Here is a 26,229-nt window from a genome sequence, read left to right as displayed (position 1 = left end):
AGCTGTGCGGGACGGGCCGCCGTTAGGCTCGGTGCCGGGCACCCACGTGCCCGGCACGCCACACAGCGACCTAAGGAACAACTGATGGAGCTCGGTCTCGTCGGCCTCGGCAAGATGGGCGGCAACATGCGTGAGCGCATCCGCCGCGCAGGCCACACCGTCATCGGATACGACCGCAACGCGGACCTCGCGGACGTCCACAGCCTCGAAGAGCTTGTGGGCAAGCTCAGCGCCCCGCGCGTGGTCTGGGTGATGGTTCCGGCGGGCGAGGCGACGCAGGCGACCGTGGACCGGCTCGGCGAGCTGCTGGAGCCCGGCGACGTGGTCGTGGACGGCGGCAACTCCCGCTGGACGGACGACGAGAAGCACGCCGAGGAGCTGGCGGCCAAGGGCATAGGCTTCGTCGACTGCGGCGTCTCCGGCGGTGTCCACGGCCTGGCGAACGGCTACGCGCTGATGTACGGCGGTGACGAGGAGAACGTCGCCAAGGTGCGCCCCGTGTTCGACGCGCTCAAGCCCGAGGGTGACTTCGGCTCCGTGCACGCCGGCAAGGTCGGCGCGGGCCACTTCTCCAAGATGGTCCACAACGGCATCGAGTACGCCATGATGCAGGCGTACGCCGAGGGCTGGGAGCTGCTGGAGAAGGTCGACTCCGTGGAGAACGTCCGCGAGATCTTCCGCTCCTGGCAGGAGGGCACGGTCATCCGCTCCTGGCTGCTCGACCTCGCGGTCAACGCGCTGGACGACGACGAGCACCTGGACGGCCTCCGCGGCTACGCGCAGGACTCCGGTGAGGGACGCTGGACGGTGGAGGCCGCGATAGACAACGCGGTGCCGCTGCCCGCGATCACCGCGTCGCTGTTCGCGCGGTTCGCCTCGCGGCAGGACGACTCGCCGCAGATGAAGATGATCGCCGCGCTGCGCAACCAGTTCGGCGGCCACGCCGTCGAGAAGAAGCCGTAACGAAGAAAAGCCGTAACGAAGAAGTGGTCCACAGGGTCGCGCCCGCGATCCACAGGCTGTTGAGGGAGGTCGGCGAACGACCATGCACGTCACGCATCTTTCGCTGGCCGACTTCCGCTCGTACGCCCGGGCCGAGGTTCCGCTCGGCTCGGGCGTCACCGCCTTCGTCGGCCCCAACGGCCAGGGCAAGACCAATCTGGTCGAGGCCGTCGGCTATCTGGCCACCCTCGGCAGCCACCGGGTCTCCACCGACGCCCCCCTGGTCCGCATGGGCGCCGAGCGCGCCGTCGTGCGGGCGCAGGTCCGGCAGGGCGAGCGGCAGCAGCTGGTCGAGCTGGAGCTGAACCCCGGCCGCGCCAACCGGGCCCGGATCAACCGGTCCGCGCAGGCCAGGCCGCGTGATGTGCTGGGGATCGTACGGACCGTGCTGTTCGCGCCCGAGGACCTGGCGCTGATCAAGGGCGACCCCGGTGAGCGGCGCCGTTTCCTGGACGAGCTGATCACCGCGCGCTCCCCGCGCATGGCGGGCGTCCGCTCCGACTACGAGCGGGTGCTCAAGCAGCGCAACACCCTGCTGAAGTCGGCGGCCCTCGCGCGCCGGCACGGCGGCCGCTCCATGGACCTCTCCACGCTCGACGTGTGGGACCAGCACCTCGCGCGCGCGGGCGCCGAGCTGCTGGCGCAGCGCCTGGACCTGATCGCGGTGCTCCAGCCCCTCGCCGACAAGGCGTACGAGCAGCTGGCCCCCGGTGGCGGCCCCGTAGCGCTGGACTACAAGTCCTCCGCGCCCGGCCCGGCGCACACCCGCGAGGAACTGGCCGAGCAGCTGCTGGCGGCACTCGCCGAGGCGCGCAAGCAGGAGATCGAGCGGGGTGTGACGCTGGTCGGCCCGCACCGGGACGATCTGGTGCTCCGGCTCGGCCGCCTCCCCGCCAAGGGCTACGCCTCGCACGGCGAGTCCTGGTCCTACGCGCTCGCGCTGCGTCTGGCCTCGTACGACCTGCTGCGTGACGAGGGCAACGAGCCGGTGCTGATCCTGGACGACGTCTTCGCCGAGCTGGACGCGCGCCGCCGTGAGCGGCTGGCCGAGCTGGTCGCGCCCGGCGAGCAGGTGCTCGTGACGGCCGCGGTGGACGACGACGTGCCGCACGTCCTGGCGGGCGCCCGGTACGCGGTCGCCGACGGGACGGTGGAGCCGGCATGAGCGCCGGTGAGGCCCCCCGGGACGGGCAGGACCGCAAGGCGCAGGAGCCGTCCGGTGTCGACCTCGCGCGCGTGGCGCTGCGGGCCGCGAAGGAGCAGGCACGCGCGCGTGGGGACGCGGCGCGGCAGAAGAAGCAGGTGCGGCGCGGCGGGGGCCTGCGCTCGGGCGCTCGGGCGGACGGCCGCGATCCGATGGCGCTGGGCGCGGCGATCAACCGGCTGCTGAACGAGCGCGGCTGGGAGGCCCCGGCGGCGGTCGGCGGGGTGATGGGCCGCTGGCCGCAGATCGTCGGCGAGGACCTGGCGAAGCACTGTGTGCCGCAGCGGTACGACGAGGACGAGCGGGTGCTGTCGGTCGCCTGCGACTCGACGGCGTGGGCGACGCAGCTGCGGCTGCTGGCGCCGACCCTGGTGGCCCGGCTGAACGAGGACCTCGGGCACGGCACGGTCCGGATGATCAAGGTGAACGGTCCGGGTGCTCCGGTGCGCCGTTACGGCCCCCTCAGGGCGCCCGGAAGCGCCGGTCCGGGTGACACCTACGGGTGACGTACCTCACGTCTGACCAGCGGGGCGTGCGGGCACTCCACGGCCGTACGGGTGTACGGATCACGGGCCGATCATGGGCCGACCCCCCGATGGACAAGGGCTGACGGCCCGAGGCCCTGAGCGCCGCTGTGAGCCCCTCGCAGCACCCTTCCCTATATCGGGACCCGGTCGAGGCCGGTTCAGGGCGGCACATGCGGACTCAGGTGCCCGCAAACCCCCATCACTGTCGGCGCTACCGGTAGACTGGAAGGCGATCCCGCCCCAAACGTGGGGACCGTCCGGGAAAGCTGAGCAACGCTGATTCAGGGCTTACCAACGCAACATGCCGCAGCCGCTCCGGCAACCCTCCTCCCGGAGGGCGCGCACCCCCAAGGAGCGCTCGTGCTGTGCCAGAAAGGGCGCTTCGTGGCCGATTCCGGCAACCCCAACGAGAACATCCCTTCCACCGACGCCGGCGTCAACGGCGAGGCAGCCGTCTCCACCTCGTACGACGCCAGTGCCATCACCGTGCTCGAAGGGCTGGACGCGGTCCGCAAGCGCCCCGGCATGTACATCGGTTCCACCGGTGAGCGCGGTCTGCACCACCTGGTGTACGAGGTCGTCGACAACTCGGTCGACGAGGCGCTGGCCGGCCACGCGGACACCATCGACGTGACGATCCTGCCCGACGGCGGGGTCCGTGTGGTGGACAACGGCCGAGGCATCCCGGTGGGCATCGTGGCCTCCGAGGGCAAGCCGGCCCTCGAGGTCGTGCTGACCGTGCTGCACGCGGGCGGCAAGTTCGGCGGAGGCGGTTACGCCGTCTCCGGCGGTCTGCACGGTGTGGGCGTGTCCGTGGTGAACGCGCTGTCCATGAAGGTCGCCGTCGAGGTGAAGACGGACGGCTACCGCTGGACGCAGGACTACAAGATGGGCGTCCCCACGGCGCCGCTGGTGCGGAACGAGGCGACCGAGGAGACCGGCACGTCGGTCACCTTCTGGGCCGACCCGGAGATCTTCGAGACCACGGAGTACTCCTTCGAGACGCTGTCGCGGCGTTTCCAGGAGATGGCGTTCCTCAACAAGGGCCTGACGATCAAGCTCACCGACGAGCGCGAGTCGGCGAAGGCCACGAGCGGCGCGGACGAGGCGGGCGCGGACGAGAAGGCCGAGGTCAAGTCGGTCACGTACCGCTACGACGGCGGCATCGTCGACTTCGTGACGTACCTCAACTCCCGCAAGGGCGACGTCGTGCACCCGACCGTCATCTCGCTGGAGGCCGAGGACAAGGACAAGAGCCTGTCCCTCGAGGTCGCCATGCAGTGGAACGGCGGATACAGCGAGGGTGTCTACTCCTTCGCCAACATCATCCACACGCACGAGGGCGGCACGCACGAAGAGGGCTTCCGGGCCGCGCTGACCTCCCTGATCAACAAGTACGCGCGCGACAAGAAGCTGCTGCGCGAGCGGGACGACAACCTCACCGGTGACGACATCCGCGAGGGCCTGACCGCGATCATCTCGGTCAAGCTGAGCGAGCCGCAGTTCGAGGGCCAGACCAAGACCAAGCTGGGCAACACGGAGGCCAAGACCTTCGTGCAGCGCGCGGTCTACGAGCACCTCAACGACTGGCTGGACCGCAACCCGGTCGAGGCGGCGGAGATCATCCGCAAGGGCATCCAGGCGGCCACCGCGCGCGTGGCGGCCCGCAAGGCCCGTGACCTCACCCGGCGCAAGGGCCTGCTGGAGTCCGGGGCGCTGCCGGGCAAGCTGTCCGACTGCCAGTCGAACGACCCGGCCAAGTGCGAGATCTTCATCGTCGAGGGCGACTCCGCCGGCGGTTCGGCCAAGTCGGGCCGTAACCCGGAGTACCAGGCGATCCTCCCGATCCGAGGCAAGATCCTCAACGTCGAGAAGGCGCGGATCGACAAGATCCTGCAGAACCAGGAGATCCAGGCACTGATCTCCGCCTTCGGCACGGGTGTGCACGAGGACTTCGACATCCAGAAGCTCCGCTATCACAAGATCATCCTGATGGCGGACGCCGACGTCGACGGCCAGCACATCAACACCCTGCTGCTGACCTTCCTGTTCCGCTTCATGCGGCCCCTGATCGAGGCCGGGCACGTCTACCTGTCGCGTCCGCCGCTGTACAAGATCAAGTGGGGCCGGGACGACTTCGAGTACGCGTACTCCGACCGCGAGCGGGACGCCCTGCTCGAGATCGGCCGTCAGCGTGGCAAGCGGGTCCGCGAGGACTCGATCCAGCGCTTCAAGGGCCTTGGCGAGATGAACGCCGAGGAGCTGCGTGTGACCACGATGGACATCGACCTCCGCGTCCTCGGCCAGGTCACCCTCGACGACGCCGCCCAGGCCGACGACCTCTTCTCGGTCCTGATGGGCGAGGACGTCGAAGCCCGCCGCCAGTTCATCCAGCGCAATGCCAAGGACGTCCGCTTCCTCGACATCTGAGTCGGTCCCGGCTGACCGCACCAGGAAGGATCTTCACCAGCAATGACCGACGAAACCCCGAACCTCATGCCCGAACCGGTGACGCCGGAGGAGGAGACGGGCGAGACCGTCACCCTCCGGATCGAGCCGGTGGGGCTCGACGCCGAGATGCAGCGCTCCTACCTCGACTACGCGATGTCCGTCATCGTGTCGCGTGCGCTGCCCGACGTCCGGGACGGCCTCAAGCCCGTCCACCGCCGTGTGCTGTACGCCATGTACGACGGCGGCTACCGCCCCGACCGCGGCTTCTACAAGTGCGCCCGCGTCGTCGGCGACGTCATGGGTAACTACCACCCCCACGGCGACAGCTCGATCTACGACGCCCTGGTCCGCCTCGCCCAGCCGTGGGCGATGCGCATGCCGCTCGTCGACTCCAACGGCAACTTCGGCTCGCCGGGCAACGACCCCGCGGCCGCCATGCGCTACACCGAGTGCAAGCTGGCGCACCTGTCGATGGAGATGGTCCGCGACATCGACGAGGACACCGTCGATTTCAAGGACAACTACGACGGCCGCTCCCAGGAGCCGACCGTCCTGCCCGCCCGCTTCCCCAACCTGCTGATCAACGGCTCGGCCGGTATCGCGGTCGGCATGGCGACCAACATCCCGCCGCACAACCTCCGTGAGGTCGCGGCCGGCGCCCAGTGGCACCTGGAGCACCCGGAGGCGTCGCAGGAGGAGCTGCTGGACGCCCTCATCGAGCGCATCAAGGGCCCGGACTTCCCGACCGGCGCGCTGGTCGTGGGCCGCAAGGGCATCGAGGAGGCGTACCGCACCGGGCGCGGCTCCATCACGATGCGCGCGGTGGTCGAGGTCGAGGAGATCCAGAACCGCCAGTGCCTGGTCGTCACCGAGCTGCCGTACCAGGTGAACCCCGACAACCTGGCGCAGAAGATCGCCGACCTGGTGAAGGACAGCAAGATCGGCGGCATCGCCGACGTCCGCGACGAGACGTCCTCGCGCACCGGTCAGCGTCTGGTGATCGTCCTCAAGCGGGACGCGGTCGCCAAGGTCGTGCTGAACAACCTGTACAAGCACACCGAGCTGCAGACGAACTTCGGCGCCAACATGCTGGCGCTGGTCGACGGGGTGCCGCGCACGCTGTCGCTGGACGCGTTCATCCGGCACTGGGTGACGCACCAGATCGAGGTCATCGTCCGCCGGACCCGGTTCCGGCTGCGCAAGGCCGAGGAGCGCGCGCACATCCTGCGCGGTCTGCTGAAGGCCCTGGACGCCATCGACGACGTCATCGCGCTGATCCGGCGCAGTGAGACCGTCGACATCGCCCGCACCGGCCTGATGGATCTCCTCGCCATCGACGAGATCCAGGCCAACGCCATCCTCGAGATGCAGCTGCGCCGCCTGGCCGCCCTGGAGCGCCAGAAGATCGTCCAGGAGCATGACGAGCTCCAGGCGAAGATCAACGAGTACAACCGCATCCTCGCCTCCGAGCCGCTCCAGCGCCAGATCGTCCACGACGAGCTGGCCACCATCGTCGAGCGGTTCGGCGACGACCGGCGCAGCACCCTGGTGCCCTACGACGGTGACATGTCCATCGAGGACCTGATCGCCGAGGAGGACATCGTCGTCACCGTCACGCGCGGCGGCTACATCAAGCGCACCAAGACGGACGACTACCGGGCGCAGAAGCGCGGCGGGAAGGGGGTGCGGGGCGCGAAGCTGAAGGAGGACGACATCGTCGACCACTTCTTCGTCTCCACCACGCACCACTGGCTGCTGTTCTTCACCAACAAGGGCCGGGTCTACCGGGCGAAGGCGTACGAGCTGCCCGATGCCGGCCGGGACGCGCGCGGCCAGCACGTGGCCAACCTGCTCGCCTTCCAGCCGGACGAGGCGATCGCCGAGATCCTGGCGATCCGCGACTACGAGGCGGTGCCGTACCTGGTGCTGGCCACGAAGGCGGGCCTGGTGAAGAAGACCCCGCTGAAGGACTACGACTCGCCGCGCTCCGGCGGTGTCATCGCCATCAACCTGCGGGCACGCGAGAACGGCACGGACGACGAGCTGATCGGCGCCGAGCTGGTCTCCGCGGACGACGACCTGCTCCTCGTCAGCCGGAAGGCGCAGTCCATCAGGTTCACCGCCTCGGACGACACGCTGCGTCCGATGGGCCGTGCCACCTCGGGCGTCAAGGGCATGAGCTTCCGCGAGGGCGACGAGCTGCTGTCGATGAACGTGGTGCGACCGGGTACGTTCGTCTTCACCGCGACGGACGGCGGTTACGCCAAGCGCACGCCCGTGGACGAGTACCGCGTCCAGGGGCGTGGCGGTCTGGGCATCAAGGCTGCCAAGATCGTGGAGGACCGCGGTTCGCTCGTCGGCGCGCTGATCGTCGAGGAGAGTGACGAGATCCTCGCCATCACCCTCTCCGGCGGTGTGATTCGTACGCGCGTCAGCGGAGTCAGGGAGACGGGCCGTGACACCATGGGCGTCCAGCTGATCAACCTGGGCAAGCGCGATGCCGTGGTCGGTATCGCTCGCAACGCCGAAGCGGGGCGTGAGGCGGAGGAGGTCGACGGCGAGATCGTCGTCGACGAGACCGTCGAGGTCATCGAGATCACCGGCACGGACGAGGGTGAGGCGCCCTCAGTCGAGTAGCACGAGGAGTGGATCACGTGAGCGGAGCCACGGGCGCCGGATCGGCCGGTACCTCAACGGGTACGGAGACGGACGGCGGCGGCCGTGGCTCCGCCGCGAAGGCGGGGCGGAAGCGGGGCGGCGCGGGGAGCGCCGGTACCGCGACCGGCCCGCAGTCGGCCGAGCCGACTCAGCCGACTCCTTCCGCTGACTCTTCTGCTTCTACTCCTGATTCTTCGAGTTCCCAGGGGGGAACCGTGACGGACACCCGTGGTGCCCAGGCCAAGGCCGGTGCGACCGAGGGCATGGCAGCCTCCCCGCTGCCCGGTGAGCGTGGCCCCGAGCAGCCCGCCGGGCCCTATCACCCACCGCAGGCGTACGCGGCGCAGCCGCCGGCGGGCGCGGTACGCCGTCCGCGCTCCGGTGTGGGGACGGCGCCGCGCACCCGCAAGGCACGGCTGCGGGTGGCCAAGGCCGACCCGTGGTCGGTGATGAAGGTCAGCTTCCTGCTCTCCATCGCGCTGGGTATCTGCACGATCGTGGCGTCGGCGGTGCTGTGGATGGTGCTGGACGCGATGGGCGTGTTCTCCACCGTGGGCGGCACGATCTCCGAGGCGACCGGGGCCACCGAGGCGACCGGTTTCGACCTCCAGGCGTATCTGTCCCTGCCGCACGTGCTGATGTTCGCCACGATCATCGCGGTCATCGACGTCGTCCTGGCCACGGCCCTGGCGACGCTGGGTGCCTTCATCTACAACCTCTCCGCGGGCTTCGTGGGCGGCGTCGAACTGACGCTGGCGGAGGACGAGTGAGGGTGCCTCCCGGCCCGGTTGACGGCCCCCCGACAACCGATTTTGGGACTGCCCCGGTCGTGCGCTAATCTTCAGGAGTCAGCGCGCGGGTCACCCCGCAGAGCGCGGGCGGGGCTATAGCTCAGTTGGTTAGAGCGCATCCCTGATAAGGATGAGGCCACAGGTTCAAATCCTGTTAGCCCCACATTTGCGAAGACCCCCGGTCCACTTGGACCGGGGGTCTTCTGCTGTCCGGAGGCCGGGCGCGCCGACTGTGGCCGGCCCTGTGAACGCAAAAGACCCGATCGCTGGCGACGGGGGATGCACCAGCGATCGGGCTATGGCCAAGGGTAACAAGGTTGGGGGCGTTGCGGGGCCAACGGGGTTGAACGGTGGGGGAGTTGGCTGATCTTGGTGGGTCAGTGGGGGCACGGGGGGTCGTAGGGGAGGCGGGGGAGGTACTCGTGCCACTTCTGCGGGGTCAGGACGTCCCGGGTGACCGCGCATATGTGGCGGACCGCCTCGTCCGCGTCCAGGCTCCACAGCCGTACCGTGTCCGCGCCGCTGGAGACGCCGAGGACGTGGCTGCCGGGGCTGAAGGCGAGGAAGTTGCCCGTCTTGGCGTACGGGCTCATCGACTGGCCGATGGGGGCCGCCGAGCCGGGGTCGGTGAGGTCCCACAGGCGGACGGTGTTGTCGTTGCCGCCGCTGGCCAGGGTGTGGCCGTCGGCGTTGAAGGTCAGTGAGGTCACCGACTCCGTGTGCCCGGTCAGGGTACGGCCGACGGGGCCCGCCGAGCCGGGGTCGGTGACGTCCCACAGCCGTACCGTGTCGTCGTCGCCGCCACTGACCAGGGTGTGGCCGTCCGGGCTGTACTCCAGCGCGTTGACCGGGCCGGAGTGCCCGGTGAGCGGGCGGCCGCGCAGGACGGGCCGGGCCGGGTCGCGGACGTTCCACAGCCGGATCGTGCCGTCCGCGCTGCCGCTGGCCAGGGTGTGCCCGTCCGGGGTGAACTCCAGCGCGTTGATGTACCCCCGGTGTCCGGCCAGGGGTGCCCCGTAGGGGGCCGGACGGGCGGGGTCGGACACGTTCCACAGCCGCAGCCGGTGGTCGTCGTAGGCGGTGGCCAGGATGCGGCCGTCGGGGCTGAAGGCGAGCGCGTCGGAGCCCATGAAACGAGTCATCAGCCGCAGCGGCGGCCCGGCCACCACCGGATGCGCGGGGTCGCGGACGTTCCACAGGTACACCGAGCGGTTCCCGGTCAGCACGGCCAGCGTGCGGCCGTCCGGGGCGAACATCAGCGTGCGCTGCCCGCCGTCCGCGGGCATGAACGGCGCGCCCAGCGCCACCGGCCGGCCCGGTGCCGTGACCCGCCACAGCCGGACCCGGCCGTCGCGCGCGGCCGTGGCCAGCACCTCGCCGTCCGGGCGGAACGCGGCGCTGCGCCCGGCCATGTCCGAGGTCGGCATTGCCCACAGCCGGGCCTTGCCGTCGCCGCTGCCGGTGGCGAGGGTACGGCCGTCCGGGCTGAACCCGAGCGCGTACATCTCCCCGCTGCTCCCCGCGAGCGGCTCGCCGACCTGGGACGGGGAGGCGGGGTCGGTGACGTTCCACAGGCTGGCCGTGCTGTCGGCGCTGGCCGCGGCGAGCCTGCCCCCGTCCGGGCTGAACGCCACCGACCACACGGGCCCGGTGTGCCCGGTGAGCGGCGAGCCGAGCGCGGCCGGACGCGCCGGGTCGGCCACGTTCCACAGCCGGATGGTGTCGTCCGCGCTGCCACTGGCCAGCACCTTGCCATCGGGGCTGAACGCCACCGAATGCACCAGATCGGTGTGCCCCCGCAACACCTCGCGCCGTGCCTCGGGGCGCCGGGGGTCGGCCACGTCCCACAGCCGGACGGTGTCGTCGTCGCCCGCCGAGGCGAGGGTCCGCCCGTCCGGGCTGAACGCCACCGAGCGCACCGGCGCGGTGTGCCCGCGCAGCGCGCCCAGCGGCTTCGCCCGATGCGGGTCGGCCACGTTCCACAGCCGTACGGTGCGGTCCTCGCCCGCGCTGGCCAGGGTGCGGCCGTCCGGGCTGAACGCGACCAGGTAGATCGTGCCGTCGTGACCCGTGAGGGGCTCCCCCAGGGATTTGGGATGCGCGGGGTCGGTGACGTCCCACAGGTGGATCGTGCCGTCGTCGCCCGCGCTGGCCAGAGTGTGCCCGTCCGGGCTGAACACCGCGCTGCTCACCCAGCTCCGGTGACCGTGCAGCGGGGCACCCAGGGGCTTCGGGCGGCCTCGGTCGGCGACGTTCCACAGGCGGACGGTGCGGTCGTAGCCGGCGGTGGCGAGGATCTTGCCGTCCGGGCTGAAGGAGGTGAGGTAGACGGCACCGGAGTGGCCGGTCAGCGGGGTGGCGAGCGGGGCGTTCACGATGGAGATCAGCCTGCTGTAGGCGCCCTCGTCGTCCGGGCGCAGCCGGTGCGCCACCAGGTCGAGGCCCGCCGCCAGCGACGGGTCGGTGTGCTGGACCCGGTCGGCCTCCGCGAGGACCTGCTCGAACACCGCGTCGTTGCGCTGCTGCCAGGCGACCACCGCCGCCCCCGCCGCGAGCACCGCCAGCACGGTCAGCGCCGCCACCGCGGCCCGGCTGATCAGCACCGTGCGCCTGCGCAGCCGTACCGAGGCGGCCAGGAAGTCCAGCGCGCCCCTCGTCAGATAGGTGTCCCCGGCCGACTCCGCCCAGCCGCGCGCCTGCTCCAGCCGGGAGCCCCGGTACAGCAGGGAGCTGTCGCGCTCGGACACCTCCCAGGACCGGCCGTCCTCCTCCAGCCGCTGGCGCAGCAGATGGTCGCCCCGGTTGTCGTCGATCCAGTGCCGCAGCCGGGGCCAGGCGTGCAGCAGCGCCTCGTGGGTGATCTCCACGGTCTCCGCGTCGAGGGTGACCAGCCGGGCGCGGACCAGCGCCTCCAGCGACTCCTCGGTCTTGTCCGGGTCCGTGGACTCAGCTGCCAGCTGGCGCCGGGTGCCGCGCCTGCGGGTGGCCTGGGTGTCCTCGCCGAGCCGGACCAGGCGCAGCAGGAGCAGCCGGGCGGCGGTACGGGCGGCCGGGTCGAGCCCGGACCAGGCGCGCTCGGCGGTGGCGGCGACCGCGCCCTGGATGCCGCCGGCCGCCCGGTATCCGGCCACCGTCAGCCGTCCTGCCTTGCGGCGCTGCCAGGTGGCGAGCAGGGCGTGGGAGAGCAGCGGGAGCACGCCCGCGTCATGGGCGCCGCGCGGGCCGTCCGCGCTCACCTCGCGGACGATCAGCTCGGTCAGCCCCGCCTCCAGCTCCAGCCCGACGGCCCTGGCCGGCCCGGTCACCGCCTCGCGCAGCTCGGCCGTGGTCAGCGGGCCGAGCACCATGTGCCGGTGCTGGAGGGCGTCGGCGAGTTCGGGGTAGCCGAGGCACTCCTCGTAGAAGTCGGCGCGGATGCCGAGGACGACCCGGACGGGGGCGGGGCCGGAGGGGCCTGGGGTGCAGGCGGCGTGCAGGAACTGGACGAAGGCCCGGCGGTCGGCCTCGCTCGGGCAGAGCGTGAAGGTCTCCTCGAACTGGTCCACGATCAGCACCGGCCGGGCCGCCTTGCGGGCGCCGGTCTCCGGTAGGGGGGCCGGGGACTCCGGTGAGGTGCGCGGGCCGGGGATGGTGAGGGTTGTCCCCGGGGGCCTGTGGGCGAGCGCCCACTCGGTGACTGCCTCCCGTATCGCCCCGGAGAGAGCCGGGGCGCCCGTCTCCTTCTCCTCGGCGGCCCGCGCTTCGGCGGCGAGCGGGGCGAGAGCCGGGACCAGACGGGTCAGCTCCCCCAGCGGATCGGCGCCCGGCACGAGCTGGAGGACCGTGCGCGCGCCCCCCTCCTCCAGCGCGGGCATCAGGCCGGCGTTGAGCAGCGACGACTTCCCGGCGCCCGAGGCCCCGACCAGCATCACCAGTCCCCCGCCGCGCTCGGCGGCGCGCAACTGGGCCACCAGCGCCTCCGTGCCGCGCTCCCGGCCGAAGAACCAGCGGGCGTCCTCCTGCCGGTAGGAGGCGAGGCCCCGGTACGGGCAGACCGAGACGGGCGGGTCCTGTGCGGGGGGCGGTTCGGCGGGGCCGTCGGGGCGCTCGCCCACCGGGTCGGCCAGGGCGCGTTCCCACAGCCGCTGCCACTGGGCCAGGTCGTACAGGCCGCTGGAGACCGGGGCGGGGCTGGCGCGGCGGGCCTCGGGGATGAGGATCTGCAGGACGGCGGCGAGGGCGGCGAACTGGGCGGGCGCGTTCTTGGCCCGCCGCCAGTCACTGATGCGCTGCGCTGAGACCCTTACGGGACGCCCGCGCTCGTCCACCCGCTGGAGCCGGCCGACCGCCTCCGACACGCTCTTCAGGGGCGGGTTGCCGGCCTCCTTGTACAGCAGGGCGAGGCGTTCGGCGAAGGCTGTGCGTGCCCCTGAGTCGGAACCCAAGGTCCCACCCCTCACTTCCCCCATCTGATGCGTCCGGACCGGAAAACTCACCCTATACGGCTGACCTGCGGGAAAGCCCTGGTTCGGTGCTCCGGATCTCCTCGCCGGTTGCCATAGATGGCAGGATCACATCGCGGTAGCGGAGCTGTCACACACCGTCCGGACAGGCCACCTGCCGACTCCGGGAGAAGGCCCCGCCGGGCGCCGAACGTTCTCGGTCAAAGTTCGCCGGGAACGCTGTCACGGCGTGGCGGGACGCCATGAGATCCGTCCGTCCGTGCCGGGTGCACCGGCACGGCGCGGGACGAAGACCCCCCGCTCCGTTCGGTACCGGTCCCCACGAGGGGAGGGACCGGTACCGGACGGGCGGTGGCGCGCGCCGTACCCGCGCCGCCGGTTCGGGCGGGCGTCGCGGGGGCAGGGTCGTCGTAGGCGCGGGCCGCTGGTGGCCCGCCGCGCCGGGCCACCGCCCGTGCGAGCAGGGGAGGACGCATGAAGGTGTCCGTGGACCGGAACGCGTGTTACGGCTCGGCCGAGTGCGCGTACCGCGCTCCCGAGGTCTTCGACTTCGTCGAGGGATACGGCGTGGTCAGGCCCGGCCGGGAGGATTCCGGCGACGATCCGCTGGTGCGCGAGATCGTGGAGAAGTGTCCTTCGCAGGCTGTGCTGCTGGGGGACTGAGCGCCGCTGGGGGAACGCGGCGGACGTGGTGCGGGCCCCCAGGCCGGTGGGCCGGGGGGCGTTCCGTGTCGACGGTCGGGTACGCAAGTCGCCAGTGTGTCGAGACGTCCGCGGTGCTGGATGCCTGGCCGATGGGCTCAGCAGTCGAGGTGGGACACGTACTGCTCGGTGCTTTCCTGCCGGTGGGTGGTCTCGGTGCGGTCCGGGGCGTTGACGCGGTGCGGGGCGAGGGTGCCCGCTTCCCGTCCGGCGAGTGAGCGGTGCCGGCAGTTGGGGGACTTCCCGTGGGCCTCGGCCCGGATGCGCTGCTTCATCGTGGGGGGCAGGGCCCTGGCTTGTGGCCAGACCTGGGGGCTGATGGCCGCCGGTGCCTCCGGGGCGGTGTGCTCCGTGCTGCCGTGACTCGGGCTCTCGGTGCGGGCCGAGGCGACCGGGGCGGTCGCGGTGACGAGTCCGAGCGCCGTGCACAGCGCGAGGAAGGCGGTGACGATGGCGGTCCACAGCGTCATGACCTTGTTCCTGGCCATAACCCCTCACTTTCAGCTTGGGCGATTTGCGTACTTTCCTCATGATGTGTATGTGGGCCGCGAAGTGGTGGACCGACGCCCGTGGCGCGTCGATGTTCAGATGAACACCACCCGGATGGACGCAAGGAGGTGGAAAGCCTCTGAAGACACCTCGAAACGGGAGGAACGCAACCCTCTGTGCGGGTGTGATCACCCTCCGATCGCAACGGCTCCGGGCCGCCGCAACCCCTGGCGGGAGCGGGAGTTGGGGGCCCGCCGCAGGTCACCGATCGGTCTCGGCCGGTGTGTATAGTCGGGCGCCAGAGGTCCCCTACGTCAACGAAAGACGAGGTCGCGCGGTGAAGAAGCTGCTCCTGGTCGCACTGGCCGCCATCGGCGGTCTCCTTGTGTACCGCCAGATCCAGGCCGATCGCGCCGAGCAGGACCTGTGGACGGAGGCCACCGACTCCGTGCCCACCGGTTCCTGAAACCCGGCACCACGATCTGTACGAACCCCGGTCGCTCGAGCGGCCGGGGTTCTGTGTTGCTCCGGGTTGCCGGGTTCCGATACGTGAGGTACGCCTCGTCCCGAGGGCACGGGCGTTTCGGACAGCCGCGCGAAAACCCTGATGGCGCAAGCGGCAACCGGGCAGGATGGGCCCCGGCACGTGACCTAGGGGCAGGGGGCGGCGGATGCGGCGGGGCTTGCGGCTCACGGTGAGGGCCCTGTGCGCGGGGGCCGCGATGTGGGCCGTCGCCTGGGCACCCGCGCCGGACGCCCAGGCCGTGACACGCGGGACCGACTACGCCTTCACGCCCGGCGCCCAGCCCCTCGCGGGAGCACCGGACACCGCCGGAGCGCGCACGCTCGTGCCCGGCCGGACCTACCGCAGCTCCCTCCCGGCGCACGGCAGGCTCTACTACCGCCTCACCCTCACCGCCACGGCCGACGTCTACGTCCCCGTCACCGCCGTACCCCCGCGCGGCGCGACCGTCGCCGCCACGGACGGCATCCGGATCTCGCTCCAGGACGCCGACGGCAACCCCTGCTTCTACTCCTCCGCCTCCTTCGGCGCCGGACTCAGCCCCCGGCCCGTCACGGCCGTCGGCCAGCGGGACACCGGGAAGTCCCTGTGCCAGAGCGCCGCCGTGTACTACCTGCTGGTGGAGCGGCTGGACGCCAAGAACTCCGACCCGGACCGCTGGGACCTGGAGCTGGCCCCCGCCACCGAACCCGGACTCACCGCCACCGGCCCCTCCACCCCGCCCCGCTCCTGGAACTCCGCCACACCCCAGCCGCCCGACGACGCCCCACGGGAAAGAAGGGGAGGCGGCGGCTTCGGCACCGCCCGCCCGCTGGGCCAGGGCGTCTGGCGCACCCGTCTCGCCCCCGGCGACACCCTCTTCTACAAGGTCCCGGTCGACTGGGGCCGCCAAGTGCACGCCGGAGCCGAACTGGACGCCACCACCGGCGGCCACGGCTACGTCGGCGGCGCCCTCACCCTCTCCCTGCTGAACCCGGCGCGCGGCCCCGTCGACGACGCGGCCCTCGGCTACACCGGCACCCGGCGCGCCGCTGACCTCGCACCGCTGCCCCCGGTCGAGTACACCAACCGCTACGCCGTACCCAGCGGCGAGAACGCGGTCCGCTTCGCCGGTGACTACTACCTGGTCGTCCACCTCAGCGAGCGCATGGCCGACTCCTTCGGCACCGGCCCCTTCGGCGTGACCCTCCGGGTGCGGGTGGACGGAAACGCGCACGCCGGGCCGGAGTACCGGGGGCGCCCCGAGCCGGACGGCCTCTTCACCGTGACCGCGCGGGACCGGCAGGCCGCGGCCACCGGCGACACCGGGGGCAGCGACCCGGCGATGCGGGCTCTCGCCTACGGCGGCCTCGGCACCGGTACCGCGCTGCTGCTGGTGCTGGGTGGCCGGACGCTGGTGGCCCGGCGGTCTCAGGCGCGGGCCGGCACCCAGAGGCCACCGGTGTAACGGAGCAGCGCGAGCGGCAGCACCGGCGACATGGGTGCCGGGCGGCCTGATCGTTGCCGGCCCGGCGGTCTCAGACGCGGGCCAGCGCCCAGAGGCCGACGGCGTAACAGAGCAGCGCCAGCAGCAGCACCGGTACCGCGACCTTGGCCGGGGGGCCGGAGCGACGGCGGGCGTCTGCGCGGTGGCTGGGGGGAGGGGTGCGGGGGTGCTGGGTGGGGTGGCCGGGTGGAGGGGTGCGTGGGTCGCGGGCGGTGTACGCGGCGGTCTGCGGGTCGGCGGTGGGGCGGGGCGGCCGCGGGGGTGGGAGGTGGAAGCTGCCCGTGTCGGACATCGTCGGGGCGGTGACGGCCGGGCGCGGGGTGCCGACGTCGGCTGTCGGGGGTGTGACGGAGGCACTGGGGAGCGGCGCGTCGGTCGTGGTGCCGCTGGTGTCCGGGGCATCGGGGGCCCGGCGTTCCCAGCGCGCGTCCACCGCGGCGGCCGGCTTGTGCGGGCCCTCGGGGCCGAAGCCGGGGGGCAGGGGGCCGAGCTGGTCGAAGATCTCGATGGGCTCGTCGTCGGGTCCGGGCTCCGGCAGGAGTTCCCTGGCGGCCGCGAGCGCCTTGCGCGCACCCGTGGCCGTGCGGAAACGGGCCGCCGGATCGGGCTGGAGCATGGTGGCGATCACTTGCCACAGCGGTTCGGGCATCCGCGCGGGCGCACCCGGCGTCCCGTGCTCCAGGAAGTACCGCACGATCTCCTTGCCGTCCGGCTTGGCCCCCTCCAGGAGGTACAGGGCGACCAGGCCCACGGCGAACAGGTCACCGGGGAAGTCGGGTTCGGCCCCCAGCAGTTGCTCGGGTGCCAGATAACCCGGGGTGCCCACCACGAGGTTGGTCTCGGTCAGCCGGGGTTCTCCGAAGCGCATGGCGATGCCGAAGTCGGACAGCCGCAGCCTCGGCCGGCCGGTGCCCGTGGCCTCCAGCAGCACATTGGCGGGCTTGATGTCCCGGTGCACGACCCCCTCGGCGTGCACGGCGCCCAGGCCGGACAGCAGCTGGTCGAGCAGGGTGCAGACGAAGACCGGTGGGAGGGGACCGTAGTCGTTGATCAGATGGACCAGGGAGCCACCGGACACCAGGTCCATGGTGAACAGGACCTGGTCGTCGTCGGCCGCCCAGCTGGCTGGTGCCAGCACATGCGGATGGTCGATGCGCAGTGCCTGCTCGCGCACGAAGCGCAGCAGGGTGTGGGCGTCGCGCTGCTGAAGCACCTTGGCGGCGACATAACGCCGTCTGCGGTGGTCCCAGGCGCGCCATACCGCGCCCACACCGCCACGCCCGATCGGGTCGGCCAGCTCGTACCGGCCCGCGAAGACCTCACCCATGACCGTTCGCAGCTCCTCCCCCTGGTGCGCTGCCCCGGCCGTATGACCGGGCCCGGTGCCGGACCCCCTCCGGACCGGGCCGGGGGTCAGCTCTGGTGGGACTGGTAGTGCGCGACCGCGTCGGCGGTGCGGCCCGCGCCGTAGACCCGGAGGAACTCTGCCAGCTCGGGGTGGGTCGGGGCGAGGGTGTCAGCGGCGTCGATGATGTCGCCGGCGGCGGCGACGGAGCGCAGCAGCGACTGGATCTCGCGGACCACGCGCTTGACCGTCGGCGCGCCCGAACTGCTCGTCGTCTGCGTGGTGTTGCTCAGCACCGAGCCCCCCTGGGACTTCTTGATCTCGTCCATGCGGTCGGTCGCCTCGGCCGCGCTCACGCTGCCGTCCGCGACCTGCGCGGCCAGCTCCTGCAACAGCTGCACCCGCTGGACCACCGCGGGATTGCCGATCTTGGCGCGCTGGCCGCTCATCAGCTGCGACAGCATCGGAGCCGACAGCCCCAGAGCGGCGGCGAGCCGGGCCTGATTGAGCCCGAGATCGTCGATGAGCTTACGGAAGAGCGCCCCCAGCGGCTCCCCGTACCAGTTCCGCTGGAGGTCCCGCGCTCTCGCGGTGGCTTCCTGCTGTGCGGCGTCCATTGCGTCTCCCCATCGCTTCCCCAGAAACCGAGGTTCGCTGTAGCGAACCACGTCGAGCATCCTACGGAGCGGGGTGATTCGCGGGGACCCCCAATCTTTTTGCGGGATACGGGGGGTGAACCGGTACTCTGGTCTGCGACGCCCGCCGGGAGCCCGTTCTCCTGCCGGTCGTTCCCGTCCGGGGCCTTAGCTCAGTTGGTAGAGCGCTGTCTTTGCATGGCAGATGTCAGGGGTTCGACTCCCCTAGGCTCCACAGCGAAAAACCCCCTCCGATCTGCGTTTCCGCAGGTCAGAGGGGGTTTTTTATGCCGCCGTGGGGACGGGGGCGGGCCTCGGGGGGTGCTGTTTCACGTGAAACGGCGTGCGGTGCCCGTGACTTGGGGGCGTCAGGTCACCTGTTCTCGTCGCCTTCGATGTCGTCCTCGACCTGCTTCGCCTGGACCTCCGGGTCCAGTACGGAGGGGCCGGTGCCGTCGACCGAGTGCAGACGGGCTGCGTCCGGCATCTCCGTCGCGGCCGGCGGCTCGACCAGCCAGTCCGGGTTGGCCTGACGGTCCCACCACTGCCATGCGGCGTAGGCGCCGCCCGCGAGCAGGCTCGCCAGCGCCACGTACTTCAGCGCGCGGCCCGTCCGGCCCCGGCGCTCATTGCGGCGGGCCAGCTTCTTGATCTCCTTGGCCGAGACATTGCCCCGCAGCGCGACGAAGGCGGCGGCGCTGCGCGCGGCGGCCTCGTCGTACACCGGGGTGGCGGCGGCCACGGCCTGCTCGATCACGGGGCGGGAATACTCGGCCGCCTGCTTGGCGGCCTTGCGGGTCAGCTCGGCGGCTTCCTGCGCTGCCTGGTCGACCTTCGGCGGCACATGGGAGAGGGCGCGCTCCACCCGCGGTGCGAGCCGGACGTCGTACTGCAGGCGGGCCTGGTCGGCAGCCTGTGAGACCACGGGCGCCAGCCGTACACGTGCCTCCTGCGTGTAATGCGTGGCACGCTCCTTGGCCGTGTCGGCGTAAGGCGCCACCACGTCCGCTGCGTGCAGCACGCTGTCCTTGGCCGAACCGGTCGCGGCGCGCACGCTGTCGATGCGGGTCACGGGAACCTCCTCCTCGGTGGCGTACGGTATTTCGACTGTCCACCCTGTTACGGATCATGCCTGCCCGTGGCCCACACAGCATGCGTGGACGGGCATACGGGTGCCGATCTCTGTCGAAGTCAGGAAATTCCGGGCAACCGGCCCCGCTGACGACCCTGCCACGATTCCCCGCCGGGCGCCGCCCATTCCGAGCCGAACTCACCGCCGCCCGCCCGGCTCCGGGCCGGCCGGAGCGTGCGAGGATCGGAGGCGAACGGAAAGACAACGGAAGGCAGATCGTGGCCGAGCAGCTTTACGCCACCCTCAAGACCAACCACGGCGACATCAAGATCAGGCTGTTCCCGAACCACGCGCCGGCCACGGTCAAGAACTTCGTCGAGCTGGCCCAGGGCGAGCGCTCCTGGAAGCACCCGGGGACCGGCGTCGAGAGCACGGACCGGCTCTACGACGGCACCACCTTCCACCGGGTGATCAGCGGCTTCATGCTCCAGGGCGGCGACCCGCTCGGCACCGGCATCGGCGGCCCCGGCTACCAGTTCCCGGACGAGTTCCACCCCGACCTGTCCTTCAACAAGCCCTATCTGCTCGCCATGGCCAACGCCGGGCCGGGCACCAACGGCTCGCAGTTCTTCATCACGGTCTCCCCGACCACCTGGCTGAACCGCAAGCACACCATCTTCGGCGAGGTCGCGGACCCGGCGAGCCAGAAGGTCGTCGACGCCATCGCGGCCGTCCCCACCAGCCGCAACGACCGCCCGGTCGAGGACGTGGTCATCGAGTCCGTCGTCGTGGAGAAGACCGAGGGCTGACCGGGAGCCGGACCCGGCCCCGGTAAATCCCGCATAGGGAACCAAACGCCCGGCTCGTCCGTAAGGATGAGCGGGGGCGGTGCCGCGCTCCCGGAGCTTCGGCGGACGACGCGAGAGACAAGGGGATCTCATGGACCAGGCCGCAGCCAGCGCCCCGGGCGCCCGCAGCGTGCCCGTGTGTTACCGGCACCCGGACCGCGAGACCGGCGTGCGCTGCACCCGCTGCGACCGGCCGATCTGCCCCGAGTGCATGGTCGACGCGTCCGTCGGCTTCCAGTGCCCCGACTGTGTGCGCGGCGGCACCCCCGCCCCCGGCCCCGGCGACACCGCTCCCGGCGCGGGCCGCGCCCCGGCCGACAGCCGGCCCCGCACCCTGGCGGGCGGCACCCTCGCCGGCGACCCCCGGCTGGTCACCAAGATCCTCATCGGGCTGAACCTGGCCGCTTTCCTGGTCAAGCTCTCCCTGGGCGACGTCTTCACCAACCAGCTCGATCTGATCGGCCGGGCCTACGTCCCCCACCTCATCGGCGTGCAGGGCATCGCCGAGGGGCAGTACTACCGGCTGCTGACCTCGATGTTCCTGCACGGCGGGTATGTCCACATCCTGTTCAACATGCTCAGCCTGTGGTGGATCGGCGGCCCGCTGGAGGGCGCCCTCGGCCGCGCCCGCTACCTCACGCTGTATCTGGTCTGCGGCCTGGCCGGCGGCGCGCTGACCTATCTGCTGGCCGCGCCCAACCAGCCGTCGCTGGGTGCCTCCGGTGCGATCTTCGGCCTGTTCGGCGCCACCGCCGTGCTGATGCGCCGCCTCCGCTACGACATGCGGCCGGTCATCGTGCTGCTGGTGGTCAACCTGATCATCACCTTCGGGGTCCCGGGCATCGCCTGGCAGGCGCACATCGGCGGCCTGGTCGCCGGGGTCGTCGTGGGGTACGCGATGATCCACGCCCCGCGCGAGCGGCGGGCGCTGATCCAGTACGGCGCGTGTGCCCTGGTGCTCGTCGTGGTGGCCGTCCTCACCCTGGTGAGAACGGTTCAGCTCATCTGAGCCCGAACCGTTGTCCACAGTCTGTGCCCGATCTTGTGCACACTGTGGGGGAACAGCTGTGCCCCCTGCCGCTCGGATGTGACTCCGCAGGTCAGGCAGGGGGCGCGAGGTGGAGAACCGGTCGTCGGATGGTGTTGTCGGCGTCAACCGGGGATTAGTTATCCACAGATCGTATTCCTTTTCCCCAGGGGGATGTGGATACTTCGTTGGCCTGTGGATAACTCAGCGGAGAGCCGTGGGCAGAGCTCGTGGGGGCCGGGTCTGGAGCCCGGTCACTTCCACTGGGTGGAGACGCCGAAGCCCGCGGCGATGAAGCCGAAGCCGACCACGATGTTCCAGTTGTCCAGGCTGTCGATCGGCAGCGAGCCGTCGGTCACGTAGAACACCACGATCCACGCCAGGCCGATGAGGAACATGGCCAGCATGACGGGCGCGACCCAGGCGCTGTTGGTGAGCTTGATGGCCTGCGCCTGCTTGACGGGCGGCGGCGTGTAGTCGGCCTTCTTGCGGATACGTGACTTCGGCACGAGGGTCTCTCCTGTCGATGCGCTGCGTGGCCGCGCACGTGTCTGGGTCGGGCTCGGGGCAGCGTACAAGGGGACGGCAAGGGCACACCGAGCACTCCCCCGGACGTCCGTTAGCGTAGTGCTTCCGCGGCGCCGAAGGAGATAAGGGTACGTTGAGCAATTCTGCCGACTCCCCAGGGACGGGAGCAATGGGTCCCGCTCCGGCCCGCCGCGCGCGCTTCAGGCCGGTGCGGATACTCAGCGCCGGAGTCTTCGCCCTGGCCGGGCTCCTCTTCGTCACCAGCTTCAACACCGCCAAGGGCACCGACCTGCGCACCGACACCTCGCTGCTGAAGCTGTCGGACCTGATCCAGGAGCGCAGCCGGAAGAACCAGGGCCTGGACGAGTCCAACGCCACACTGCGGCACAGCGTCGAATCGCTCGCCGAGGGCGACGACGGCAGCACCCGCGCCCAGGACGAGCGGCTCGGCGGGCTGGAGAAGAGCGCCGGCACCGAGCGGCTCACCGGCAAGGCGGTCACCGTCACCCTCAACGACGCCCCGCCGAACGCCACCGCCAAGCTCCCCGGCTATCCCGCCCCGCAGCCCGACTACCTCGTCATCCACCAGCAGGACCTCCAGGCGGTCGTCAACGCGCTGTGGCACGGCGGCGCCCAGGGCATCAAGGTCATGGACCAGCGGCTGATCTCCACCAGCGCGGTCCGCTGCGTCGGCAACACCCTGATCCTCCAGGGCCGCGTCTACTCGCCCCCGTACAAGATCACCGCCGTGGGCGACCCGGACCGGCTGAAGCAGGCGCTCGCCGCGAGCAAGGCGATCCAGAACTACATGGTGTACGTCAATGTCTACGGCCTCGGCTGGGACGTCGCCGACGACGGCACCGTCACGCTGCCCGGCTACACCGGCACCGTGGACCTGCACTACGCGACGCCCGTGAAGTAGCCGCGACTCACCCGCCGACCGCGTGTTCGCGGCGCGAAACCGTTCCGCTCGTCATTGAGGTGATCGGCGCCCGTCCCCGTAAGTCCAGGTGTGCGCCAGGCAGGCCGGTGGCGGGGCCGCCGCCGTTAGTCTGGTGCCGTGCGGCGTGAGTCAGGAGCCGTGGAGGAACGGAAGGGACGGCATGTACGGCTGGATCTGGCGGCATCTGCCGGGCAACGGGTTGGTGAGGGCACTGATCTCGCTCGTGCTCGTCGTGGCCGCGGTCTACGTCCTGTTCCAGTACGTGTTCCCGTGGGCGGAACCGCTGCTGCCCTTCAACGATGTGACGGTGGACAACCAGTGAGCAGCGCCCGGATTCTCGTCGTCGACAACTACGACAGCTTCGTCTTCAACCTCGTCCAGTACCTGTACCAGCTCGGCGCCGAGTGCGAGGTGCTGCGCAACGACGAGGTGACCACCGCCCACGCGCAGGACGGTTTCGACGGCGTCCTCCTCTCGCCCGGACCGGGCACGCCCGAGGAGGCCGGGGTCTGCGTGGACATGGTCCGGCACTGCGCCGCGACCGGCGTCCCGGTGTTCGGGGTCTGCCTCGGCATGCAGTCGATGCAGGTCGCCTACGGCGGGGTGGTGGACCGGGCGCCCGAGCTGCTGCACGGCAAGACTTCGCCCGTGATCCATGAGGGCCGGGGTGTCTTCGCGGGGCTCCCGACGCCGTTCATCGCCACCCGGTACCACTCGCTGGCCGCCGAGCCGGCCACCGTGCCCGCCGAGCTGGAGGTCACCGCCCGCACCGGGGACGGGATCATCATGGGGCTGCGCCACCGTGAACTCCCGGTCGAGGGTGTGCAGTTCCATCCCGAGTCGGTGCTGACCGAGCACGGCCACCGGATGCTGGCCAACTGGCTGGCGGAGTGCGGCGACGCGGACGCGGTGGCGAGGTCGGCGGGGCTCGCCCCGGTGGTGGGCAGGGCCACGGCGTGACCACACCGCGCCCGGAGCGTGAGGACGGGTACGGCGGGGTGCCGTACGGGTCCTACGGTCCGGCGTTCGCGGGCGCGGGCGATCCGGGGACGGCGCGGATGCCCGCCGTGGACGAGCGCGACGAGTACAACGGGTACACCGAGTACGCCGATTACACCGATTACGCGGCGATGCCCGAACTCCCCCTCGAGGACCGGACGATGGCGCTGCGGGTGCCCGGTGGGCCGGAGGGCGCGTACGGCTCGCTGAGCGCCTCCGCGGGCGCCTCGGGCGCCGGACCTGCCACCGGTGGGCGCGCGGCCCGCAGAAAGGCCGCCAAGCGGGGTGGCGGGCGCGGTGGGCGGAGCGGCGGGGACCGGGACGCGGATGCGGTGGCGCCGACGGGGTTCGGTGAGGGCGCCGGGCGGCCGCTGTCGCGGGTCGAGGCCCGGCAGCGGGCGCGGGCGCGCAAGCCGGGTGCGACTGTCATGGTCAGCCGGGCGATCGGCGAAATCTTCATCACCACCGGTGTGGTCATGCTGCTGTTCGTCACCTACCAGCTGTGGTGGACGAACGTACGGGCGCACGCGGAGGCCGGCAGCGAGACGAGCCAGCTCCAGGACGACTGGGCGAACGGCAAGCGGGCGCCGGGGGCGTTCGAGCCGGGGCAGGGGTTCGCCATCCTGCACATCCCCAAGCTGGACGTGGTCGCGCCGATCGCGGAGGGCGTCAGCAACAAGAACGTGCTCGACAAGGGCATGGTCGGGCACTACGGCGAGGCCCCGCTGAAGACGGCGATGCCGTACGACAAGACCGGCAACTTCGGGCTCGCCGCGCACCGCAACACCCATGGTGAGCCGTTTCGTTACATCAACCGGCTGGTGGCGGGCGACGCGGTCGTGGTCGAGACGCAGGACGAGTACTTCGTGTACAAGGTGGCGTCGATGCTGCCGGTGACGCCGCCGTCGAACACGAGTGTGCTGAATCCGGTGCCGACGGGGTCCGGGTTCACCCAGCAGGGGCGGTACATCACCCTGACCACCTGCACGCCCGAGTTCACCAGCAAGTACCGGCTGATCGTCTGGGGCAAGATGGTCGAGGAACGCCCGCGCAGCAAGGGCAAGCCGGACGCGCTCATCCAGTAGCGGCGGTCCGCCGACCAGCCGAAGAGCCGAACATGGGCAGGGGATCTGTGGCAGCGACCGCCGACGGCACCGAAGAGCACACGGCCGCGTCCCGCATGGGCGGCGGTCCGCCGCGGGGGCAGGGGCCGATCGCGCGGGCGGTCAGCCTCCTCGGGGAACTCCTCATCACGGCCGGGGCGGTGCTCGGGCTGTTCGTCGTGTACTCGCTGTGGTGGACGAACGTCGTCGCCGACCGGCACGCCGACCGCCAGGCCGACAAGGTCCGCGATCACTGGGCGCGCTCCGACACCGGGCCCGGCGCGCTGGACACCAAGGCGGGCATCGGCTTCCTCCACGTCCCGGCGATGCGCAACGGCACGGTGCTGGTGGAGAAGGGCACCTCCCCGGACGTCCTCGACGAGGGTGTGGCCGGCTACTACACCGACCCGGCCAAGGCCGTGCTCCCGATGACCGGTAAGAAGGGCAACTTCACCCTCGCCGCCCACCGCGACGGCCACGGCGCCAAGTTCCACAACATCGACAAGGTGCACGAGGGCGACCCGGTCGTCTTCGAGACCAAGGACAAGTGGTACGTCTACAAGGTCTACTCGGTCCTCCCCGAGACCTCGAAGTACAACGTCGACGTCCTCGCCCAGATCCCGAAGGAGTCCGGCAAGGCCAAGCCGGGCCACTACATCACCCTGACCACCTGCACCCCGGTCTACACGAGCCGCTACCGCTACGTGGTCTGGGCCGAACTGGTCCGCACGGAGAAGGTGGACAGCAACCGGACGCCCCCTGCGGAACTCCGCTGATCACTCCGTCGGGTCGCCCCGCGGAGTCTCCAGCCGCCGCAACCGAGCGTGGTGCAGCTGAAGCCGCCGCTCGATCCGCCGCACCCCGTCCCGCAGCGCGACCAGCTCCCGCTGGTGCTCGCCCGAGGTCTCGATCAGCGCGTTGAACATCGGCACGACCGTCCTGCCGAGGATGCGTGTGATCCGCTGATCGATACGGTCGTCCAGCGCCGGGCCGTCGAGCCGGGCACGGACCGACTGCTCCACATCGAGAAGGTACGTGCGCACCTGCCGGGCGACCTCGCTGTCGCGCAGGAGCATGGCGATGTTGAGGACGGCTCGGCGGGAGTAGACGGTGAGGCTTCGACGGGCCTGTGGATAACTTCCCAGCGAGAGTGACACGTTGTCACTCTCGAATGTTCGCAGGTCAGCGCCGCGCAGGACGACCATGCCGTTGGCCGCGAGTTCCTCCCGATGCCGCCGGGTCAGCTGGCGCACAGCCTCGATGGTGACCCCGAAGTAGGTCGCCACCATCGCCGTCGTCACATGCAGGCCATCCGGAAGCAGGGAGAGGGCCTTCACCCGGTCCAGTACCTCGGTGCGGTCCAGCACGCTGGTGCGCAGCGCCTTGGACTCCAGGAGTGCCGTTTGGTCGATCATGCGCTGTCAACGACCTGCGGGCATATGAGGGCACGATCG

Annotated in this window: 23 protein-coding genes and 2 tRNA genes; 18 read left to right on the top strand and 7 right to left on the bottom strand. The window is 71.1% G+C overall.

From position 1 onward, the window contains the following. Positions 1-81 precede the first annotated feature (81 nt). The 7 genes from gnd (at position 82) to ACIGA3_RS17740 (ending at position 8,796) form a co-directional block, all read left to right on the top strand. Complete coding sequence (gene gnd, locus ACIGA3_RS17770) at positions 82-963, top strand: phosphogluconate dehydrogenase (NAD(+)-dependent, decarboxylating) (RefSeq protein WP_389004458.1); 882 nt, start codon at positions 82-84, stop codon at positions 961-963. Positions 964-1,045: 82 nt separating this feature from the next. Further along, a complete protein-coding gene (gene recF, locus ACIGA3_RS17765; RefSeq protein ID WP_399716229.1) occupies positions 1,046-2,167 on the top strand; it encodes a DNA replication/repair protein RecF in 1,122 nt (373 codons plus the stop codon). Then, positions 2,164-2,712 carry a DUF721 domain-containing protein gene (locus tag ACIGA3_RS17760; protein ID WP_399716227.1) on the top strand — a complete coding sequence of 183 codons (549 nt, stop codon included), beginning with the start codon at positions 2,164-2,166 and terminating at the stop codon, positions 2,710-2,712. Before recF ends, ACIGA3_RS17760 begins: the two co-directional genes overlap by 4 nt. Positions 2,713-3,093: 381 nt before the next feature. Beyond that, entirely contained in the window at positions 3,094-5,163 is a 2,070-nt protein-coding gene (gene gyrB, locus ACIGA3_RS17755; RefSeq protein WP_399716224.1) for a DNA topoisomerase (ATP-hydrolyzing) subunit B, read from the top strand. Positions 5,164-5,205: 42 nt separating this feature from the next. Beyond that, complete coding sequence (gene gyrA / locus ACIGA3_RS17750; RefSeq protein WP_399716222.1) at positions 5,206-7,821, top strand: DNA gyrase subunit A; 2,616 nt, start codon at positions 5,206-5,208, stop codon at positions 7,819-7,821. Between the two features lie 17 nt (positions 7,822-7,838). Beyond that, positions 7,839-8,612, top strand: a complete 774-nt coding sequence (locus ACIGA3_RS17745) for a DUF3566 domain-containing protein (RefSeq protein ID WP_399716220.1) — start codon at positions 7,839-7,841, stop codon at positions 8,610-8,612. 110 nt (positions 8,613-8,722) lie between these two features. Beyond that, positions 8,723-8,796, top strand: a tRNA-Ile gene (locus ACIGA3_RS17740). Between the two features lie 214 nt (positions 8,797-9,010). On the opposite strand, the gene ACIGA3_RS17735 is transcribed toward ACIGA3_RS17740, so the two are convergent. Beyond that, positions 9,011-13,081, bottom strand: a complete 4,071-nt coding sequence (locus ACIGA3_RS17735; protein ID WP_399716218.1) for an AAA family ATPase — start codon at positions 13,079-13,081, stop codon at positions 9,011-9,013. A gap of 468 nt (positions 13,082-13,549) precedes the next feature. On the opposite strand from ACIGA3_RS17735, the gene ACIGA3_RS17730 reads away from it, so the two are divergent. Further along, positions 13,550-13,738, top strand: a complete 189-nt coding sequence (locus ACIGA3_RS17730; protein WP_393913246.1) for a ferredoxin — start codon at positions 13,550-13,552, stop codon at positions 13,736-13,738. A 137-nt stretch (positions 13,739-13,875) separates the two neighbouring features. Here the strand turns inward: ACIGA3_RS17730 and ACIGA3_RS17725 are convergent, their stop codons facing one another. Next, a complete protein-coding gene (locus tag ACIGA3_RS17725) occupies positions 13,876-14,265 on the bottom strand; it encodes a DUF6344 domain-containing protein (protein WP_399716215.1) in 390 nt (129 codons plus the stop codon). Positions 14,266-14,603: 338 nt separating this feature from the next. Between ACIGA3_RS17725 and ACIGA3_RS17720 the strand changes: the two genes are divergently transcribed. Together ACIGA3_RS17720 and ACIGA3_RS17715 are read left to right on the top strand one after the other, a co-directional pair. Beyond that, on the top strand, positions 14,604-14,732 hold the full coding sequence (locus ACIGA3_RS17720; protein ID WP_003999697.1) for a DLW-39 family protein: 129 nt from the start codon (positions 14,604-14,606) through the stop codon (positions 14,730-14,732). A 205-nt stretch (positions 14,733-14,937) separates the two neighbouring features. Further along, the gene (locus ACIGA3_RS17715; RefSeq protein ID WP_399716212.1) at positions 14,938-16,236 is read left to right on the top strand and encodes a hypothetical protein; all 1,299 of its coding nucleotides are present in this window, start codon (positions 14,938-14,940) and stop codon (positions 16,234-16,236) included. Between the two features lie 70 nt (positions 16,237-16,306). Here the strand turns inward: ACIGA3_RS17715 and ACIGA3_RS17710 are convergent, their stop codons facing one another. Together ACIGA3_RS17710 and ACIGA3_RS17705 are read right to left on the bottom strand one after the other, a co-directional pair. Beyond that, complete coding sequence (locus ACIGA3_RS17710; RefSeq protein WP_399716209.1) at positions 16,307-17,602, bottom strand: protein kinase; 1,296 nt, start codon at positions 17,600-17,602, stop codon at positions 16,307-16,309. An 86-nt stretch (positions 17,603-17,688) separates the two neighbouring features. Further along, positions 17,689-18,237, bottom strand: coding sequence for a DNA-binding protein (locus ACIGA3_RS17705; protein WP_399716207.1), 549 nt, complete (start codon positions 18,235-18,237; stop codon positions 17,689-17,691). A gap of 180 nt (positions 18,238-18,417) precedes the next feature. Between ACIGA3_RS17705 and ACIGA3_RS17700 the strand changes: the two genes are divergently transcribed. Further along, positions 18,418-18,490: transfer RNA gene (locus tag ACIGA3_RS17700), tRNA-Ala, on the top strand. Between the two features lie 138 nt (positions 18,491-18,628). Here the strand turns inward: ACIGA3_RS17700 and ACIGA3_RS17695 are convergent. Beyond that, a complete protein-coding gene (locus ACIGA3_RS17695; RefSeq protein ID WP_399716205.1) occupies positions 18,629-19,327 on the bottom strand; it encodes a DUF5324 family protein in 699 nt (232 codons plus the stop codon). Positions 19,328-19,605: 278 nt separating this feature from the next. Here ACIGA3_RS17695 and ACIGA3_RS17690 point away from each other — a divergent pair, with 278 nt between their 5' ends. Continuing rightward, entirely contained in the window at positions 19,606-20,136 is a 531-nt protein-coding gene (locus ACIGA3_RS17690) for a peptidylprolyl isomerase (RefSeq protein WP_399716202.1), read from the top strand. Between the two features lie 130 nt (positions 20,137-20,266). Further along, the gene (locus ACIGA3_RS17685) at positions 20,267-21,184 is read left to right on the top strand and encodes a rhomboid family intramembrane serine protease (RefSeq protein ID WP_399716200.1); all 918 of its coding nucleotides are present in this window, start codon (positions 20,267-20,269) and stop codon (positions 21,182-21,184) included. Positions 21,185-21,456: 272 nt separating this feature from the next. Here ACIGA3_RS17685 and crgA read toward each other — a convergent pair whose 3' ends face one another. Next, complete coding sequence (gene crgA, locus ACIGA3_RS17680) at positions 21,457-21,711, bottom strand: cell division protein CrgA (protein WP_030805947.1); 255 nt, start codon at positions 21,709-21,711, stop codon at positions 21,457-21,459. 152 nt (positions 21,712-21,863) lie between these two features. On the opposite strand from crgA, the gene ACIGA3_RS17675 reads away from it, so the two are divergent. The 5 genes from ACIGA3_RS17675 (at position 21,864) to ACIGA3_RS17655 (ending at position 25,551) form a co-directional block, all read left to right on the top strand. Further along, positions 21,864-22,652, top strand: coding sequence for a DUF881 domain-containing protein (locus ACIGA3_RS17675; protein WP_399716197.1), 789 nt, complete (start codon positions 21,864-21,866; stop codon positions 22,650-22,652). Positions 22,653-22,833: 181 nt separating this feature from the next. Continuing rightward, entirely contained in the window at positions 22,834-22,995 is a 162-nt protein-coding gene (locus ACIGA3_RS17670) for a hypothetical protein (RefSeq protein WP_399716194.1), read from the top strand. Then, positions 22,992-23,633: an aminodeoxychorismate/anthranilate synthase component II gene (locus ACIGA3_RS17665; protein ID WP_399716192.1), complete on the top strand. Its 642-nt coding sequence runs from the start codon at positions 22,992-22,994 to the stop codon at positions 23,631-23,633. The genes ACIGA3_RS17670 and ACIGA3_RS17665 overlap by 4 nt, the downstream gene beginning before the upstream one ends. Beyond that, positions 23,630-24,757, top strand: a complete 1,128-nt coding sequence (locus ACIGA3_RS17660; protein ID WP_399716189.1) for a class E sortase — start codon at positions 23,630-23,632, stop codon at positions 24,755-24,757. Before ACIGA3_RS17665 ends, ACIGA3_RS17660 begins: the two co-directional genes overlap by 4 nt. A gap of 47 nt (positions 24,758-24,804) precedes the next feature. Beyond that, entirely contained in the window at positions 24,805-25,551 is a 747-nt protein-coding gene (locus ACIGA3_RS17655; protein ID WP_399716672.1) for a class E sortase, read from the top strand. Here the strand turns inward: ACIGA3_RS17655 and ACIGA3_RS17650 are convergent, their stop codons facing one another. Continuing rightward, positions 25,552-26,190 (bottom strand): restriction endonuclease, encoded by a 639-nt coding sequence (locus tag ACIGA3_RS17650; protein ID WP_399716187.1) that lies wholly within the window; start codon positions 26,188-26,190, stop codon positions 25,552-25,554. Positions 26,191-26,229 lie beyond the last annotated feature (39 nt).

Origin of the sequence: Streptomyces sp. NPDC085596, from assembly GCF_044541565.1 — a bacterium.
GTDB lineage: Bacteria > Actinomycetota > Actinomycetes > Streptomycetales > Streptomycetaceae > Streptomyces.
This window is presented reverse-complemented; position numbering and strand designations above follow the sequence as displayed.

Bases quoted from the DNA above. Each gene is read 5' to 3' on its own strand.
- recF (WP_399716229.1), top strand. From the start codon at position 1,046: ATGCACGTCACGCATCTTTCGCTGGCCGACTTCCGCTCGTACGCCCGG.
- ACIGA3_RS17760 (WP_399716227.1), top strand. From the start codon at position 2,164: ATGAGCGCCGGTGAGGCCCCCCGGGACGGGCAGGACCGCAAGGCGCAG.
- gyrA (WP_399716222.1), top strand. From the start codon at position 5,206: ATGACCGACGAAACCCCGAACCTCATGCCCGAACCGGTGACGCCGGAG.
- ACIGA3_RS17735 (WP_399716218.1), bottom strand. From the start codon at position 13,081: ATGGGGGAAGTGAGGGGTGGGACCTTGGGTTCCGACTCAGGGGCACGC.
- ACIGA3_RS17730 (WP_393913246.1), top strand. From the start codon at position 13,550: ATGAAGGTGTCCGTGGACCGGAACGCGTGTTACGGCTCGGCCGAGTGC.
- ACIGA3_RS17725 (WP_399716215.1), bottom strand. From the start codon at position 14,265: ATGGCCAGGAACAAGGTCATGACGCTGTGGACCGCCATCGTCACCGCC.
- ACIGA3_RS17715 (WP_399716212.1), top strand. From the start codon at position 14,938: ATGCGGCGGGGCTTGCGGCTCACGGTGAGGGCCCTGTGCGCGGGGGCC.
- ACIGA3_RS17710 (WP_399716209.1), bottom strand. From the start codon at position 17,602: ATGGGTGAGGTCTTCGCGGGCCGGTACGAGCTGGCCGACCCGATCGGG.
- ACIGA3_RS17705 (WP_399716207.1), bottom strand. From the start codon at position 18,237: ATGGACGCCGCACAGCAGGAAGCCACCGCGAGAGCGCGGGACCTCCAG.
- ACIGA3_RS17685 (WP_399716200.1), top strand. From the start codon at position 20,267: ATGGACCAGGCCGCAGCCAGCGCCCCGGGCGCCCGCAGCGTGCCCGTG.
- ACIGA3_RS17670 (WP_399716194.1), top strand. From the start codon at position 22,834: ATGTACGGCTGGATCTGGCGGCATCTGCCGGGCAACGGGTTGGTGAGG.
- ACIGA3_RS17650 (WP_399716187.1), bottom strand. From the start codon at position 26,190: ATGATCGACCAAACGGCACTCCTGGAGTCCAAGGCGCTGCGCACCAGC.